This is a genomic window from Nonomuraea sp. NPDC050022, from assembly GCF_044460705.1.
GTDB lineage: Bacteria > Actinomycetota > Actinomycetes > Streptosporangiales > Streptosporangiaceae > Nonomuraea.
The window spans coordinates 70,417-86,699 of record NZ_JBITKE010000004.1; the positions used below are offsets into that span (position 1 = coordinate 70,417).

Here is a 16,283-nt window from a genome sequence, read left to right on the forward strand (position 1 = left end):
CAGAACGGCATTCCAGTTAGAGTGTCAGGAGATCACCCGGAAGATCGCACTGTCAACCGATCAGCTCTGCCGCGGCGACCGCCCAGCGCAGATCGTGGCCGCTGGTCAGCCCTGCTCCGCGACCGCCCGCCGCAGGTTGTGGCCCACCTCTTCCATCCGGGCCGGTGACATCCTGTCCTTGATCGCGGTCACGCTCACCGCGGCGACGGGAGCCGTCCGCCCCAGGAAGACCGGGGCGGACACGCAGCGCACGCCGGGTTCGTTCTCCTCCATGTCGAGCGCGTAGCCGCGCTGCCGGACCTGGTCCAGGTGGGTGGCCAGCTTGGCCGGGTTCGTGATCGTGTTGCGGGTCCTGGTCGCGAGCGGGCCGTAGCGATCGGCCCAGGCCTTGATCGCCTCGTCGGTCGGGTAGGTCCAGGCCAGCAGTGCCTTGCCCACGCCCGTGCAGTGGGCCGCGTTGCGCCCGCCGACCACGGAGGTCATCGTGATGGACCGCACCGCCTCGACCTTGTCCAGGTAGACGACCTCGCCGCCGTCCAGCATGGCCATGTGCACGGTCTCGGCGAACTCCTCGCTCAGCCGCAGCAGCAGCGGGCGCACCAGCGTGCGCAGGTCCATGGTTTCGTAGAATCTGAAGGCTGTGGCGAGCATCTCGGTGCCCAGGAAGTAGGGCCCGCTGGGTTCCGGCTGCGCGGCGAAGCCGCGATGCTTGAGCGCGCCGAGCAACCGGTGGAGCGAGCTCTTGGGCAGGCCGAGCCGGGTGGCCAGCTCGTCGAGCGTCACCCCTCGGCTGTGCTTGCCGATCTCCTGCAGGATCAGCAGGGCGCGGTCGACGCTGCCCACCGGCGACTGGGCCTCGGCCATGGATTCTCCTAGCGTATTCCGAATAATGGAATGCTATCGCGTACTGCGGAAAATTGGCTAGTCGCAATGCTCAACTCTTTACGGCATAAGCTATTGTATGGATGATTGGTTTACAGCGTATGGAGTTAGAAGGAGATCCTTGATGACCGAGGCCAAACTGCACGACGGAAGCACGATCCACCTGGAGGTGCACGGCCAGGGCCCGACAGTGCTACTACCGGTCAACCCGGTGCCGATCGAAGGCACCAAGGCCGACGACATGCGCAAATGGGGCGTCGACCCGGCACTCGGCCGCAACCTCATCGACGGACTGTCGGACGCGTTCAGGGTCGTCGCCTTCGACTACGAGGGCCACGTCCTGGCCACCCCCAAGCCGGACACGCTGACCCCGGCCAACATCGCCGCCGACCTGCTCGCCGTCGCCGACGCCGTGGAGGCCGACCGGTTCGCCTATTACGGCTACTCGTGGCTCGCGCTCAGCGGGTTGCAGCTGGCGATCAGGACCGACCGGCTGTCGGCGCTCGTCATGGGCGGCTACCCGCCGCTCGACGGGCCGTACGCGGAGATGCTCAGCGTGACCATGGCCACCTACGAGATGTCCGGCCAGGACCCCGCCCCCCAGCCCAAAGCCGAGGGCACCAAGGCCGAGGAGTACGACTGGGACTCCGCCGAGGTCACCATGACGGAGGCCCAGACCAGGCAGTTCGTCACGCTCTACGAGGGTCTGCAGGAGTTCGACGACCGGGCGGCGCAGGCGAGCCTGAGCTGCCCGCGCCTCTGCTTCGCGGGCTCGGCCGACAAGATCGAGTACGGCGAGCGGTGGGGCGGCGTGGACGTGGACATCGCCGGGCCGATGGTCAACCGGCGGGCCGAGCTCGAATCGTTCGGCTGGGACGTGCGCGTGCTCGACGGCCTCGACCACATTCGGGCGATGCAGGTGGCCAACGTCCTGCCGATCCTGCGGCCCTGGCTGGAGAGCCGGATCAGCTGAGCTCGGCGATGGGGACGCGGCGGAAGGCGATGGTGGAGTAGGCGCTGGTGTCACCTGTCTCGTACAACAGCCCGACCGTGTCCGCGTCCACCCTGACCAGGTCCGAGTAGGCCGCGGGCAGGCCCGACACCGTGTGCACGGGCCGCCACGTGACGCCGCCGTCCGCGCTGGCCCGTACCGTCATCACCGCCCTGGCGTCGGGCGCCCCCGGGGCGGAGAACAGCAGGACGTCCGGCGTCTCGCACTGCAGCACACTGCCCTCCACGACCGGGCAGACCAGATCGGCCTGCGGGCGGAACGGCGCTTCGAGCGTCTGCCCGCCGTCGGCCGAGTAGGCGTCGGCCCGGTTGCCGGGAGCGGTGGAGTCGGTGCGGGAGTTGACGTAGAGGCGGCCGTCCGGCAGTTCGGTGGCCGTGGACTCGTTGATGTTGAGGTAGCCGTCGGGGTTGCCGTCGACGTACCCGATGCGCCACGAGGTGCCGCCGTCGTCGCTCAGCAGGCAGTGGCCGCCGTTGTACTTGCCCTCCGTGCCGTTGTCGCGACCGGTCGGGGGCACCGAGTGGTTGGCGGGTACGACGAGGCGGCCCGCGTGCGGCCCCTGCCGCAGCTCGACCGCGTGGCCGGGGCCGGTGGCGTACCAGCGCCACTCGGGCCGCTTCGCGCTCGCGGTGATCTCGCGGGGCGCCGACCAGGTGACGCCGTCGTCGTCGCTCGCCTGCACGTACACGCGGCGGCCGTCGGCGGCGGCGACCTGCCCGCGCCTGATCTTGTCCTCGGTGGCGGCGGGGCCGTTGCGCACGTACACCAGGACGATCCGGCCGTCGCGGGTCACGATGGGGGCCGGGTTGCCCGCGGTGCCCTTGTGCGGTTCGGCGGCGACCACGCGCGGCCCGTCCCACGTGGCTCCGCCGTCGGTCGACCTCTTGAGCACGATGTCGATGTGTCCCGAGTCGCCGGCCGAGCCGCGCCGCCCCTCGGCGAAGGCCAGGATCGTGCCGGCCCCGGTCACCACCGCCGCCGGGATGCGGAAGGTGTGGTAACCGTCGGTGCCCGCCCGGTAGGGCACCGATGTGGGGTAGCCGTGCGCCATCGGGTTCCTCCTCGTCCGCCTGCGGATGCGACTTTATGGATGCGACTTTATGGATGCGACTTTATGGCGAGTACGTACGGTCGCCGGATCCCGCTCACCTGCCCGCCCGCAGGCGATCATCCGCTGCTGCACCAGCGTTAACTCCCTCTTCACCTGACCCGCGCCGATTGTCCGCTGCCAGCCAATTGCCAGGAACGCTGGGTAACCTCCAAGCGCATGACCTGGCAGCACAAGATCAACAAGGCGCTCGGCAAATATGCCGGCGTCCAGTTCTCGCGGGTCAGCAAGGCGGCTCCGGAGAGCCCGGCAAGGCCACCTGCCGACCCCGCCGACAGGCTGTTGAGCGAGCCGGTGTTCATCCTGTCGCCCGTCAGATCGGGCTCCACCCTGCTGCGCGCGATGCTCGACGCCCACTCCCTGGTCCACGCCCCGCACGAGCTGCATGTGCGCAGGCTCGGGGTCGAGTTCGGGACATCGCTGGCGGAGCGGTCGATGGCGGCACTCGGCCACAACCGGGCCGATCTGGAACACCTGCTCTGGGACCGGGTGCTCCACCGCGAACTGGTCCGCAGCGGCAAGCGGCACATCGTGGACAAGACCCCGGCCAACGCCTTCGCCCACGAGCGCATCGCCACCTGCTGGCCCGACGCGCGCTTCGTCTTCCTGCTGCGCCACCCGGCCTCCATCGCCGCCTCCTGGCACGAGGCCGCCCCGGACAAGCGCGACCGCGAAGCGGCGGCGGCCGACGCGCTGCGCTACATGAAGGCGGTCCAGCGGGCCAGGAAGGCGCACACCGGCCTGACCGTGCGCTACGAGGACCTGACCGCCGACCCCGAGCGCGAGACGAGAGCCGTCTGCGAGTTCCTGGGCGTCCCCTGGGAGCCGGAGATGCTCGCGTACGGCCGGCCTGACGTGCTCACCAAGGGGCTCGGCGACTGGCGAGACAAGATCCGCTCCGGCAGCGTGCAGCCGGGCCGCGAACTTCCCACACCTGAGGAGGTGCCCGAGATGCTCCGGGCCATGTGCCGGAGCTGGGGATACTCATGAAGATCCGATATCTGCTGCTGCATGCCTATGGGCAGGGCGGGACGATCCGTACCGTCATCAACCAGGCCAACGCGATGGTCGCGCTCGGTCACGAGGTGGAGATCGCCAGCGCCGTACGACGGCGCGACAAGCCCCAGTTCCCCATCGATCCCCGCGTGAGGCTGGTTCCGCTGGCCGACCAGCGCGCCGGTGTGCCGGTCGACTCGCTGGGCCGCAAGCTGTGGCGGAGGATGCGCGGCAAGATCGTGCCCTTCGGGGAGTTCGCCGCCGACTACTTCACCGAACGGGTGGAGAGGGCGGTCATCGACTATGTCTCGCGCCTCGAAGGCGGCATCCTGGTCACGACCCGGCCCGCGCTCAACCTGATCGCCGCCCGCCGTACTCCCAAGAGCGTCATCTGCGTCGCCCAGGACCACATGAACGTGGGCGCCTACCCCGAGACGATCACCCGGGACATCGCCCGCTACTACGGCCGCTTCGACGCGGTCGTCGTGCTGACCACGAAGAACCAGATCGAATACCGCATCCTCCTGCCTGACACGCCCATCGTGCGCATCCCCAACGCGCTGCACGGGTCGGGGCCGGTCTCCAAGCAGGTGAACCCGGTCGTGGTGGCGGCCGGGCGGCTGGTCAAGCAGAAGGGCTTCGACCTGCTGATCCCGGCGTTCCAGCAGGCGGCGCGGCGGCATCCGGACTGGCGGCTGCGCGTGTACGGCGGCGGCCCCAGGAAGGCCGAGCTCAACGCGCTCATCGCCGAGCTCGGCCTGGAGGACCGGGTGCAGTTGATGGGCCGTACGGACCGCCTGGAGGAGAAGCTGGCCGGGGCGTCGATCTATGCGCTCTCGTCCCGCTTCGAGGGGCTGCCGATGGTGATGATCGAGGCGATGGGGCAGGGGTTGCCGATCGCCGCGTTCGACTGCCCCACCGGGCCCGCCGATGTGCTCACCCCGGGCAAGGACGGGCTGCTGGTGCCGGCCGGGGACGTCGCCGGGCTGGCCGACGCGCTCGACCGGCTGATGTCGGACAAGGCGCTGCGGGTGCGGATGGGGGCGGCGGCCAAACGGACGGCCGCCAACTACCACGCCGACTCGGTGATGCCGCTGTGGGAGGACCTGTTCGCGGAGCTGCTGAGCCGCGAGCCCATCATCGACAGCTATTGGACCCGGTAGTGCGGTGACGAAGAGCCCTCCACAGGGACCCGCCTCGATCTCTGTGACGGTCCGTCGTGGCTGGGGTCCTTATAGGGGTGATACCCCCTTCGGGGGATGTGGCTGGGGTCAGCGGGCCTGGCGGTCGCGCCATTCGGAGATGACGCGCTCGACGTCGTACGGCATCAGATTGAGCGGCGGGCCCTGCAGCCCGGTCCTGATCGCCTCGCGGATCCGCGCGTTGATCTCCTCAATGATCCGCCGCGCCTCGGCCTCCGACCTGGCGCCCACGGCCTCGGCGCGCGCCTCCTGGGCGTCCTTGCGCAGGGCGAGCGTCGGCGGCAGCGGCATCGACAGGCCCTCGCTGCGCACCTTCTGCTTGATCCACCACATCTCGTCGTACGGCTTGTCGAGGTCTGGAAGCGGCTTGCCGGCGCCTGGCAGGTTGTCGAACTCGCCGCGCTCCGTCGCCTCACGGATCTGCCGGTCGATCCATGACTCGAAGCTCATCCCACCCGGTTTGCGCTCAGTCATCCGCGGCCCCTCTCCTCACCCAAGATTATGCCGAGGCGCGATCGGCGCTCTCCAGCCGAGCATGGCTTCGGTCATCCGTACGGCCGCGACCGTCGAGGGCACGTCGTGCACGCGGAGGATCCGGGCGCCCTTCAGGACGGCGGTCACGTTCGCGGCGACCGTGCCTTCCGTCCGCTCGCGCTGCGGGCGATCGAGGGTCTCTCCGATGAAGTCCTTGTTCGACAGGGCGACCAGGGTCGGGTAGCCGATCGAGGTGATCTCGTCGAGCCTGCGCATGAGCTCCAGCGAGTGGAAGGTGTTCTTGTTCAGGTCGTGGCCGGGGTCGATGATGATCCGCTCGGCGGGGATGCCGGAGTCGAGCACGAACCGGACCCGCTCGCGCAGGAAGTCGGCGACCTCCGTCACGACGTCGCCGTACACCGGCCGGACGACCGCCTTCCCGGGGCCGCCGAGGCTGTGGGTCACGATCACGGTCGCGCCGCTCTCCGCCGCGACCGCGGCCATGCCGGGCTCGCGCAGGCCGTTGGTGTCGTTGATGACGTCGGCGCCGGCCGCCAGGGCCGCCTTCGCCACGTCGGCGCGGTGGGTGTCGACCGAGATGACGGCGTCCGTCACCTTCCGGATCTCGGCGATGACGGGGACCACCCGGTCGACCTCCTCGCCGACGCTGATGCCGTCCTGATCGGCGCTGAACGCGAACCCGCCGACGTCCACCCAGTCGGCGCCGGCCGCGACGGCGGCCCGCGCCGCCTCGACGGCCCTGTCGAGCTCGAACGTCCGGCCCTTGTCGTGGAAGGAGTTGGGTGTCCTGTTGACGATCGCCATGATGGCCACCTGGCGCGCGAAGTCGAACTCGCGGCGGCCGATGCGCCGGACGGGGAAGAGGATGTCGCTCACGTTGATGCACTCTCCAGGAGATTCGCCCAGCGATCGATGGACCCGTCGAACAGCCGGGCCACGAGCGCCGCGTCCATCACCATCTCCCCAGTATCGAGCCTCGGCTGTCACACGCCGACCTGGGTCCGGCTCACGGGGGGCGGGCGCTTTCAGAATCTTCGAAATGCTCGACAAAGGCCCCTGATCACACCAAACTCTCCTGGCAGGGGGCGCGCGACGAGGGGCGTCACCGCCGCTCCCATCAGGTTGGCCGAGGCCCACTCTCCCAAACGGCGGTGGCCCCCGTGGACAGCGCGGCGGCTCCTGTGGACAGCGCGGTGGCCCCCATGGCCTTGGTCACCAGCGCGTCCACCAGCCAGGCGAAGCTGTCGTCCAGCGAGACGCGCAGCGCGAACACCCCGGCCGACTCCAGCGCGCAGAACCCCTGGACCGCGCTGCGGATGCCGCGGGCGGCGTGCACCAGGGCGGCTCCGGTCAGCGAGCCGACGGCCAGGACGTCGACGGTGACGGCCGCCGCCTCGTCCGCGGCACTGCGTACTTCCTCGTCGTCGAAGCCGTCCACCGCGAAGTGCGTGGCCGCGTACAGGGAAGGATGCTCGCGCGCGTATGCTCGCTGGGCGTGGGCCAGCGCTCTTAAGGCGTCGGCTCCCGAGCGGCCGGTGGCGGCGCGGCGGCAGTGTTCGGCGAGGTCGCGATGTCCCTTGACGGACAGGGCGATCCGAAGGTCACGCAGCCCGCCGGGCAGGTGGACGTACAGGCTGGGCGCGGCCACACCCAGATGGCGGGCCAGGGCGCTGATGGACAGGGCGTCGATGCCGTGCTCATCGGCATAGGCGATCGCCCCATCTATCGTCGTCTGCCGCGTTAGTCTCTTACGCATCGTCCGCCCCGCAACCCTAACGGCTATAGGATTAATCCTATAACCAATAGGGGGGAAGCTGACGTGATCACCAGGAGTATCGCGCGTCTTGCCGGAGCGGGAGCGGCTGCGGGTGTGCTGGTGGCCGCTATCGCCCTGCCTGCCGTGGGCGGCGCGGGGGCGCTGTTCAAGACCGCTTCCGCCGAGCTGAATCTCAAGGCGACAGATCTCCGCGAGGAGCCGCCGGCCGAGATGACCGCGATCCTCGACGCCAAGGGCAACCAGATCGCGCAGTTCTACGAGCAGTACCGCAAGGTCATCCCGTTGGCCGACATGGGCGACCTCATGAAGAAAGCCATCATCTCGATCGAGGACTACCGGTTCTACGAGCACGGCCCGATCGACATCGAGGGCACGGTCCGCGCGCTGGCGAAGAACCTGGGCACGGGCCGGGTGGCGCAGGGCGGCTCCAGCATCACCCAGCAGTACGTCAAGCAGGTGCTGCTCAACAACGCCACCACCGAAGAGGACAAGAACAAGGCGCTGGAGGCCACCTACGCGCGCAAGCTCAACGAGCTGCGTTATGCGATGGCCGTCGAGGAGAAGTACACCAAGGACCAGATCCTTGAGAAGTACCTGAACATCGCCTACTTCGGCGCGAGTGCCTACGGGGTGGAGGCCGCGGCTCTGCGGTTCTTCGGCGTACACGCCTCCGAGCTCAGCCTGGCGCAGGCGGCCACTCTGGCGGGCGCCGTGCAGGACCCCAACTCGACCGACCCCAATCTCGGCAAGAAGTTCCGGGATCGCCTGGTGGTCCGCCGCGACACCGTACTCAACCGGATGGCCGAACTCGGCAAGATCACCCCGGAAGAGGCCAAGGAGGCCAAGGCCAAGAAGCTCGGCTACAAGGGCACCCCGCTGCCCGGCGGCTGCGAGTCCAGCAAATACCCATACTTCTGCGTGTACGTACGCAACGAGATCACCAAGAGCAAGCTCTTCGGCAAGACGCCGAAGATCCGCGCCGCGCTGCTCAGCCGGGGCGGCCTGAAGGTCAAGACCACGCTCGACCCCAAGATGCAGGCGGCGGCCGACAAGGCCATCAAGAAGCACGTCTTCGCCACCGACAACCCGATCGCCAGCGAGGCCCTGATCCAGCCGGGCACCGGGGCGATCAAGGCGATGGCGGTCAGCAGGCCATACGGCACGTCCAAGCGGAAGCACCAACTGTCGCTCAACGTGGCGGCCGACGCGGCCCACGGCGGCGGCACCGGCTTCCAGCCCGGCTCGACCTTCAAGACGTTCACGCTGATCACCGCCCTCAAGGAGGGCATGAAGATCAACGACGGCTTCACCGTGGGCAGCGGCTACCGGGCCCCCTACTACTCCTCCTTCAAGAACTGCAAGGGCGAGAACATCGGTGACCCGTCGCACACCGTCACCAACGACGAGGGCGGCGGCGGCTTCAAGACGCTGCAGACCGGCACCTGGGGCTCGGTCAACACCTTCTTCCTGACGCTGGAGCAGCGCGTCGGCCTCTGCGACACCATCAAGACCGCCCAGTCGCTCGGCATCAAGCGGGCCGACGGCGGCAGGCTGCAGGAATACGAGACCTTCACGCTCGGCATCAATGAGATGGACCCGATCACGGTCGCCAACGCCTACGCCGCCATCGCGGCGCGCGGCAAGTACTGCACGCCAATGGCCATCACCCAGATCACCGACCGCGACGGCAAGGTCACCAAGTACAACCCCAACTGCAACCAGGCGGCCGGCCTCGACCCCGAGGTCGCGGACGCTGCGGCGAACGTCCTGAGCGGGGTGTTCACCAAGGGCACGATGCGGGGCGTCGGCGGCATCGGCCGGGACGCCGCGGGTAAGACCGGTACCACCGACAACCAGGCCACCGCCTGGTTCGCCGGGTTCACACCCGACCTGGCCGGCGCGGTGAGCATCGGCGACATCCGGGGCTCCCAGAAATACAAGCTCAACAACATCACCATCGGCGGCCGCTACTTCGGCTCGGTGTTCGGCGCGAGCGTGCCGGGGCCGATCTGGAAGGACACCATGCTGGCGGCGCTGAAGGACACCGAGCCCACCTCGTTCACGCCGATCAACTCCGCCCGCTTCGGCGGCTGCGGTCAGGGCTGCGCTCCCGTACGGACGCCGACCGACGACGAGCAGAACGACACGGGCCCCAACGACGACGAGCCCATCATCGACAACACGCTCCCCCACTAGCCGGTCCAGCGTTCCGCGTTCCGAGACCGACCAGCCGGTCCAGCGTTCCGAGACCCGCGAGCACGCCGTGCTCGCGGGTCTCGTGCTGACAACACTGTCAAATCGCCCTGTTAACAGCGGCGAAACATTGGTAACGTGGGAGCGCTCCCAGGATCTTTTCCGCGAGGTGCTCCCATGTCTGAGCAGCCCACACTGGCACAGGTAGCGGCCGAAGCGGGGGTATCGCCCGCGACCGCATCCAGGGTCCTCACCGGCTCCGTACGGGTCAGCACCTCGACCCGCCGGCAGGTCTACGACGCGGTGTCCCGCATGGGATACGTACGTCATCGCGCGCCCAGGGGAACGGGGGCCAGAGGACCGGCCGCCGGGGTGACGGCGGTGGTCTGCGACCATCTGCCCCGATTATTCTCCGAGCCCTACTACGCCAGGCTGCTGTCTGCCGCCGGTGCCGTACTGGCCGAGCACGGCACGCAGCTCATGGTGACGACGGTGACCCCGACCGCGTCGGTGCTTCCCGAGTTAGGCGGCGCGGTGCTCCTCATCGGCGCCCGCGAACGCCATCCCCTGGCCATCAAGCTCTGTACATCGGGCGTACCGGTGCGGAACGTCGGCCGCCCCCCACACGACCTCAAACTGCCATACGTGGACGTGGACAACCACGACGGCGGCCGGCAGGCCGCCGAGCACCTGCTGCTGTCGGGCCGCCGGACGATCGCCGCCATCGGCGGCCCGCCGTCCCTGCCAGGGGCGCGCGACCGGCTAGACGGGCTGGTGCGTACGCTGCGCACCGCCGGAGCGACGGAGGTGCCCGTGGCCTACGGCGACTTCACGGCCGCCTCCGGCACGCACGCCATGCAGTGGCTGCTGCGGCACGCCCCCGGGCTCGACGCGGTCTTCGCCGCCTCCGACCTGATGGCCGCCGGGGCGGTCCAGGCTCTGCGCCGCGCCGGTCGCCGGGTCCCCGCGGACGTCGCGGTGATCGGCTTCGACGACGCCCCCGTCGCCCGGCGTACCGTCCCGGCGCTGACCACGGTCCGGCAACCGGTCGAGGAGCTCGCGATGGTCGCCACCCGATTACTACTGGCCGGTACGACCGGCATCGACCCAGTCCTCCCCACGGAACTGGTCATCCGTGAGTCGGCTTGACCCGGGTGACGTCCTGGCCCGCAGATACCTGCTGCTGGATCCCCTCGCCCGCGGCGGCATGTCGATGATCTGGCGGGCCTTCGACCAGTCGCTGCACCGGCTGGTCGCGGTCAAGGTGCTGACCGCCTCGCTCCAGGCCGGGCTCGGCGAGCGTGTCCGCGTACGCAGTGAGGCCCGCGCCGCCGCCCGGTTCCTCCATCCGGACGTGATCGACATCTACGACTACGGCGAAACCGTGACGGAGGACGGCGAGGTGGCGGCCTACGTGGTGATGCCGCTGCTCGACGGCTCCACCCTTGGCGAGCGCATCGCCGAGGAGCCGCTGCCCTGGACCGAGGCCGCGGCGATCGCCCTGCGGCTGGCGCGGGCGCTGCGCGACGGACACGCCCGCGGCGTGGTCCATCGCGACGTCACCGCCGACAACGTGCTGCTCACCGCGTCCGGCCCGAAGCTGCTCGACTTCGGGATCGCGGCCGCCTCCGGCGACCCCGACGACGACCGGGGCACCCCGCCCTACGTCGCACCCGAACGGCTGGCCGGTGCCCCCACCCATCCGGCGGTCGACGTGTACGCGCTCGGGGTGCTGCTGTTCGCCATGCTCACCGGGCGTACGCCCTATCCGGAGACCACCTGGGAGCAGATCGAGGCCGCCCACCGCACCTCGCCGCCGCCCCGGGTGACCGGCGTGCCGCACGGCATCGCTTCATTGTGCCGGAACTGCCTCGCGCACGACCCGGCGCGGCGGCCCACGGCGGCGGAGATCGCGGACTCGCTGGCCGCCACACTCAGGGGCGCCGCGCTCGGCCGGCGGGTACGGCATGGCCTGGCCGTCGCCGGGACGGGTGTGATGGTGCTGTCCTCGGTGCTGTGGCTCAACCGCCCGGTCGACCGCCTCCCCATCTCGCCCTCGCCCCCCGCCGGCACCACGGCCACGCCGCGAGCCTCCAGCGAGACCCCTGGCGCCGCCACCACCCCGCCGCGCGCGTCCGACACCATCCCCGGCACGCGAGCCCCCGGCGATACGGCCGTCCCGCGCGCGTCCGGCGATGGCGCCATCACGGCCGGGCGGTCCGCGAGCCCCGCCGCCACCGCGCTGCCGCCGGCCACCGCGGACCCGGCTAGCACCACAGGACCGGCTGTCTCCGAGGGACCATCCACCCACACCGTCCAGCGGTCGGCCGGCCAGGAGCGTACGGCCCGGCAGGCGGTGGCCGGCTTCCACGGAACGCTGTCGGGCGCCGCGGCGTGCGGGGCCATCGATCACGACGTCACGCTGGACCTCCAGCAGGTGCTGCAGGGCGTGCTCGACACCCCCGGCCCCATCGAGCCCGGCATGGCGAAGCTGAGGCGCAAGCTGGCCGACCGCGAACGCGAAGGCCGCCTCACACCGTCCTGCCGAACGCAGCTCCAGGCCCGTCTCGACGAGATCGCCATCGCGCTGGGCCCCCAATGAGGAGTACGGCCGGAACGTTGGACGGTCTTCCCTCAAGGATCCTCCAGGGATCGGATGAGCGTGGCCAGGAGGTCGGCGGCTGGGGTCAGCACGGCCTCGTCCAGGTCGAACGTCGGCGAGTGATGCGGTCCGTATGTTCCGGCACCCATGAGCAGGTATCCGGCGAGTCCGTCGTGTTCCTGGACGTGCCGCATGAACAGCGTCGCGTCGTCGCTCGCGCGCAAGGGACGCGGCGGCAGTAGACGCAGACCGCAGCTCGGGGCGAGGGTTTCCACCCTGCCGAGGATCGCGCCGTCGGTGGTCGCGCTGGTCGCCCAGCCGGTTCTGGTGATGTCCACGGTGACACCGTGCATGGCGGCCGCGCCGTGGAGGACAGCGCGGGCACGCCGCTCCAGGTCGTCGTGTTCGGCGGCGGCGTCCGCCCGGACCTCGGCGTCGAGAACGGCGTGGGCGTTGACGATGTTCGCCGCACCGGGTGCGTGCAGCGCCCCGACGTTGACGCGGGTCGTCGCCGTCGCGTAGCGGGGCAGAGCGTGCAGGCCCAGAACGGCGGACGCCGCCGCCAGCAGGGCGCTGCGGCCCTGTTCGGGCGCTCCGCTGGCGTGGGCGGCGACGCCGGTGAACTCCGCGCGCAGCTTCGAGGTCCCGTACAGCTCGGTCGCGGCCGCGACGCACCCGTCCGGGGTGCCGAAACCGAGGTGGACGGCCAGCAGGACGTCGACGTCGTCGACCAGCCCGGCGGCCACCATGGGAGCAGCGCCGCGGACACCCTCCTCGGCCGGCTGGAACAGCAGCCGTACGGTGCCGGCGAACCGCCTGTCGGACAGCAGGGCCGCGGCCCGCAACGCGATGGCCACGTGCCCGTCGTGTCCGCAGGCGTGCATCGCGCCGTCGATGGTCGAGTCGAAACCCTGGGCCGCCGGGTGGTGGCCGCGGTGGCGGCTCTCCTGGATCGGCAGGGCGTCCATGTCCACCCGCAGGGCGATCAGCGGACCCGGGCGGGCGCCCCGCAGCTCCGCGACGAAGGCGGTGTTCCCGTCACGGAAGCGCCGCACCGATGACTCCGGCACACCGCGCGCGACGGCCCGCCGGACGGCGGCGTCGAGCTCGTCGCGGCTCGGCAGACCAGGGTGATCGTGTACGTCGACGAGGTCGCCGCCGCCGCGTAGCCGCCAGCCCAGATCGGAGAGAAGGTCCCAGGCCAGGTCCGCGGTCTCGATCTCGAGGAAGCCGATCTCGGGCCGCCGGTGCAGATGACGCCGGACGGCGCTCGCGTCCAGCGGATCCGGCCGAGCCTCAGCTCGCGAGCGTGCGCTCACGGCGTTCCCCCGGCGAGGGCGTGGACGACGGCGGTCGTGAACTGCTCGGTGCTCGCCGTGCCGCCAAGATCGGGTGTGGCGGTCCCCGTACGGAGGACGTGCTCGAAGGCGGACACGAGCCTGGCCGCGGCCGCGGGTTCGCCGAGATGGTCCAGCATCATGGCCGCGGCCCACAGAGTGCCGACCGGATTGGCGATACCCATGCCGGCGATGTCGGGTGCCGATCCGTGCACCGGCTCGAACATCGACGGGTACGTCTTGGTGGGGTCGAGGTTGGCGCTGGGCGCGACCCCGATCGACCCGGCCAGGGCACCGGCGAGGTCGGACAGGATGTCGCCGAACAGATTGGAGGCGAGGATGACGTCGACGGACTCCGGCCGCAGCACGAGACGCGCGGCCAGGGCGTCGATGAGGACCTTCTCCAGCTCCACCCCGCTGCCGTCGGCCACCTCGGCCACCACCTCGTCCCAGAACGGCATCGTGTGAATGATGCCGTTCGACTTCGTCGCCGAGATCAGCCGGCCCGAGCGTCGCCGGGCCAGGTCGGCGGCGAAGCGGGCGACCCGCTCGATGCCGGTCCGGGTGAACACCGCCTCCTGGACGGCGAACTCGCCGGGCCGGCCGCGGTTGACCCGGCCGCCGACCTCGCTGTACTCGCCTTCGACGTTCTCGCGTACGACGACCAGGTCGATGGGGACATTCGACCGCAGCGGCGTGCGGATTCCGGGCAGGGATCGGACCGGCCGCAGGTTGACGTACTGCACGAACTCCCGGCGGATGGGGATGAGCAGACCCCACAGGGTGATGTCATCGGGGATGTCCGGCGCTCCGACGGCGCCCAGCAGGATGGCGTCGGCGGAGGCCAGTCGTTCGAGGCCGTCGACGGGCATCATGCGCCCGTGCGCCCGGTGGTGGTCGCAGCCCCACGCGCGGTCGCGCCACTCGATGGTGAACCCGAAGGTTCCGGCCAGGTGGTCGACGCAGCGGACGGCGGCGGGGACGACCTCGGTGCCTATGCCGTCCCCCGGGATGACGTCGATGACGTAGCGCCGTGTCGTCCCAGGGCCGGTGTGTTCGGGGGTGGTCGTGGTCACGACAGCTTCGTGTCCATCGTCAGCAGGGTTCGCTCCATCGGGTCGGTCGGCAGGCCCTTGACGGCGGCCGCCAGACCCATGGTCAGGCTCTCGTGGACGAGCGGGATGAACGCCACGTCGCCGGCCAGCTGGGTGGCGATCTGACCGTAGAGGGCGTGGCGCTTGGTCGTGTCCCCGGTGCTCCCGGCCTCCTTGACCAGCCCGTCGACCTTCGGGCTGCAGTATCCGGCGAGGTTGAAACTGCCCTTGCAGGTCTCGTCCGAGCGCAGCATGCTGATGGGCTCGGGCATGTCGATGAGGTGGTTGCGGGACAGCAGGGTCGCCTGGAACTTGCCGCTCATGAGGTCGTCCTCGACCGAGGCGTAGTCCCCGGTGCGGATCTTCACGGTGATGCCGGCTTCGGCCAGCTGCGCCTGGATCACCTGGGCGAGGTCGGCGAACTCGGGCCGGTCGGAGTAGGCGATGAGCTCGAAGCCGAGGGAGGCGGGGTCGATTCCGGCGGCGGCCATGGCGGCCTTGGCCGCCGCGGCGTCTCCCTGCACCGGCTTCAGTTCGGCCGGTGTCCAGGGCTCGTCGGGGGTGAACGGTCCGGCCGCCGGGGTGGCGGTGCCCTCGTAGACCCCCTTGACGATGGCGTCGAGTCCGATGGCCTTCTGGATCGCGCGGCGGGCCTCGACGTTGTCGAAGGGGGCTTTGCGGGTGTTGAGGTAGAGGCCGGTGGTGCGGGGCAGCGACGTCTGCTGAAGGGTGATCTTGTTGTCGCCCTTCAGGGTCGTGAGGGTGGTGACGGGGAGGTTGGCGGCCACCGAGACCTCACCGGTACGCAGCTGGGTGGCGCGGGTGGCGCCGCTCTCGGCGTAGCGGATTTCGGCGCTGCCGAGGGCGACGTCCCCGCCCCAGTAGTCGGCGTTGGCGGTCAGTGCCAGCGACTGCCCCGTTCCGGTGCTGGTGATCTTGAACGGCCCGGTGCAGGTGCCGACCGGGTTGGTGGTGGTGCCGGAGAACGCCTCGGGGGCGAGGATCCCGGTGTTGGGCACGCTGACCCGTAGCGGCAGGAAGTGGTCCTCTTCCGGTGTGTCGATCCGTACGGTCCGGTCGTCGACGGCGGTGACCGCGGAGATGACGCTGGGAGAGAAGCTGCGCGGCGGTGCCGTGGCCTTCAGCAGCCGGTTGAGATCGTCGGCGACGACCTTGGCGGTGAGCGCGGTGCCGTTCTGGAACTTGGTCTCACGGATGGTGAACGTCCAGGACGTGGGTGCCGCCTGCTTCCATTCCGTCGCCAGAGCGGGCTGGGCCTGGTTGTCGTTGTCCACGGCCACCAAGGTCTCCAGGCAGCCCGCGCGGGTGAGGGTGAAGGCGTCGTCGGTCTCCAGGGCGTACCCGGAGTCGGGCGCCCACAGGTCGGCGATCACCAGCTTGGAGGTGCCGCTCGTGGTGGCATCGGGGCTTCCTGAGTCGAACGAGCAGCCGGCGAGCAGGACGATGCCTGTCGACAAGCCGGCGAGGGCGGTGAGGGTGCGGGCCATGCTGGTGTTCCTCCGGAACGTCGTTGGGGGGAGAGCAAGGGGAAATGGGCACCACGACATGACCCGGTGAGGGCTGT

Annotated in this window: 14 protein-coding genes; 6 read left to right on the top strand and 8 right to left on the bottom strand. The window is 70.1% G+C overall.

All coding sequences use genetic code 11. From position 1 onward, the window contains the following. Nucleotides 1-105 precede the first annotated feature (105 nt). Nucleotides 106-864 (bottom strand): IclR family transcriptional regulator, encoded by a 759-nt coding sequence (locus ACIBO2_RS16880; RefSeq protein WP_358533328.1) that lies wholly within the window; start codon nt 862-864, stop codon nt 106-108. Between the two features lie 142 nt (nt 865-1,006). On the opposite strand from ACIBO2_RS16880, the gene ACIBO2_RS16885 reads away from it, so the two are divergent. Next, on the top strand, nt 1,007-1,855 hold the full coding sequence (locus ACIBO2_RS16885; RefSeq protein ID WP_397297757.1) for an alpha/beta fold hydrolase: 849 nt from the start codon (nt 1,007-1,009) through the stop codon (nt 1,853-1,855). On the opposite strand, the gene ACIBO2_RS16890 is transcribed toward ACIBO2_RS16885, so the two are convergent. Next, nucleotides 1,848-2,945 carry a sialidase family protein gene (locus tag ACIBO2_RS16890; RefSeq protein ID WP_358533334.1) on the bottom strand — a complete coding sequence of 366 codons (1,098 nt, stop codon included), beginning with the start codon at nt 2,943-2,945 and terminating at the stop codon, nt 1,848-1,850. The genes ACIBO2_RS16885 and ACIBO2_RS16890 overlap by 8 nt on opposite strands. Nucleotides 2,946-3,161: 216 nt before the next feature. On the opposite strand from ACIBO2_RS16890, the gene ACIBO2_RS16895 reads away from it, so the two are divergent. Beyond that, nucleotides 3,162-3,992, top strand: a complete 831-nt coding sequence (locus ACIBO2_RS16895; RefSeq protein ID WP_397297760.1) for a sulfotransferase family protein — start codon at nt 3,162-3,164, stop codon at nt 3,990-3,992. Next, nucleotides 3,989-5,161: a glycosyltransferase family 4 protein gene (locus ACIBO2_RS16900; protein ID WP_397297762.1), complete on the top strand. Its 1,173-nt coding sequence runs from the start codon at nt 3,989-3,991 to the stop codon at nt 5,159-5,161. The genes ACIBO2_RS16895 and ACIBO2_RS16900 overlap by 4 nt, the downstream gene beginning before the upstream one ends. Nucleotides 5,162-5,269: 108 nt before the next feature. Here the strand turns inward: ACIBO2_RS16900 and ACIBO2_RS16905 are convergent, their stop codons facing one another. The 3 genes from ACIBO2_RS16905 to ACIBO2_RS16915 all read right to left on the bottom strand — a co-directional run bounded on the left by ACIBO2_RS16905 (nt 5,270) and on the right by ACIBO2_RS16915 (nt 7,451). Then, nucleotides 5,270-5,674 carry a DUF1992 domain-containing protein gene (locus ACIBO2_RS16905; RefSeq protein ID WP_397297764.1) on the bottom strand — a complete coding sequence of 135 codons (405 nt, stop codon included), beginning with the start codon at nt 5,672-5,674 and terminating at the stop codon, nt 5,270-5,272. Between the two features lie 15 nt (nt 5,675-5,689). After that, nucleotides 5,690-6,571 carry a dihydropteroate synthase gene (gene folP / locus ACIBO2_RS16910; protein ID WP_397297766.1) on the bottom strand — a complete coding sequence of 294 codons (882 nt, stop codon included), beginning with the start codon at nt 6,569-6,571 and terminating at the stop codon, nt 5,690-5,692. Nucleotides 6,572-6,812: 241 nt separating this feature from the next. After that, nucleotides 6,813-7,451 carry a WHG domain-containing protein gene (locus tag ACIBO2_RS16915; protein WP_358533349.1) on the bottom strand — a complete coding sequence of 213 codons (639 nt, stop codon included), beginning with the start codon at nt 7,449-7,451 and terminating at the stop codon, nt 6,813-6,815. Nucleotides 7,452-7,514: 63 nt separating this feature from the next. Between ACIBO2_RS16915 and ACIBO2_RS16920 the strand changes: the two genes are divergently transcribed. From ACIBO2_RS16920 to ACIBO2_RS16930, 3 genes are all read left to right on the top strand, one after another. Continuing rightward, entirely contained in the window at nt 7,515-9,668 is a 2,154-nt protein-coding gene (locus tag ACIBO2_RS16920) for a transglycosylase domain-containing protein (protein ID WP_358533352.1), read from the top strand. A gap of 174 nt (nt 9,669-9,842) precedes the next feature. Beyond that, complete coding sequence (locus tag ACIBO2_RS16925) at nt 9,843-10,814, top strand: LacI family DNA-binding transcriptional regulator (RefSeq protein ID WP_358533355.1); 972 nt, start codon at nt 9,843-9,845, stop codon at nt 10,812-10,814. Continuing rightward, nucleotides 10,801-12,267, top strand: coding sequence for a protein kinase (locus ACIBO2_RS16930; RefSeq protein WP_397297769.1), 1,467 nt, complete (start codon nt 10,801-10,803; stop codon nt 12,265-12,267). Before ACIBO2_RS16925 ends, ACIBO2_RS16930 begins: the two co-directional genes overlap by 14 nt. Before the next feature lie 32 nt (nt 12,268-12,299). Here the strand turns inward: ACIBO2_RS16930 and ACIBO2_RS16935 are convergent, their stop codons facing one another. The 3 genes from ACIBO2_RS16935 to ACIBO2_RS16945 are packed head-to-tail and all read right to left on the bottom strand — an operon-like array spanning nt 12,300 to nt 16,206. Next, the gene (locus ACIBO2_RS16935) at nt 12,300-13,586 is read right to left on the bottom strand and encodes an amidohydrolase (protein WP_358533361.1); all 1,287 of its coding nucleotides are present in this window, start codon (nt 13,584-13,586) and stop codon (nt 12,300-12,302) included. Next, nucleotides 13,583-14,680 (bottom strand): tartrate dehydrogenase, encoded by a 1,098-nt coding sequence (locus ACIBO2_RS16940; protein WP_397297772.1) that lies wholly within the window; start codon nt 14,678-14,680, stop codon nt 13,583-13,585. The genes ACIBO2_RS16935 and ACIBO2_RS16940 overlap by 4 nt, the downstream gene beginning before the upstream one ends. Next, nucleotides 14,677-16,206, bottom strand: coding sequence for an ABC transporter substrate-binding protein (locus ACIBO2_RS16945; RefSeq protein WP_358533367.1), 1,530 nt, complete (start codon nt 16,204-16,206; stop codon nt 14,677-14,679). Before ACIBO2_RS16945 ends, ACIBO2_RS16940 begins: the two co-directional genes overlap by 4 nt. Nucleotides 16,207-16,283: the final 77 nt, after the last annotated feature.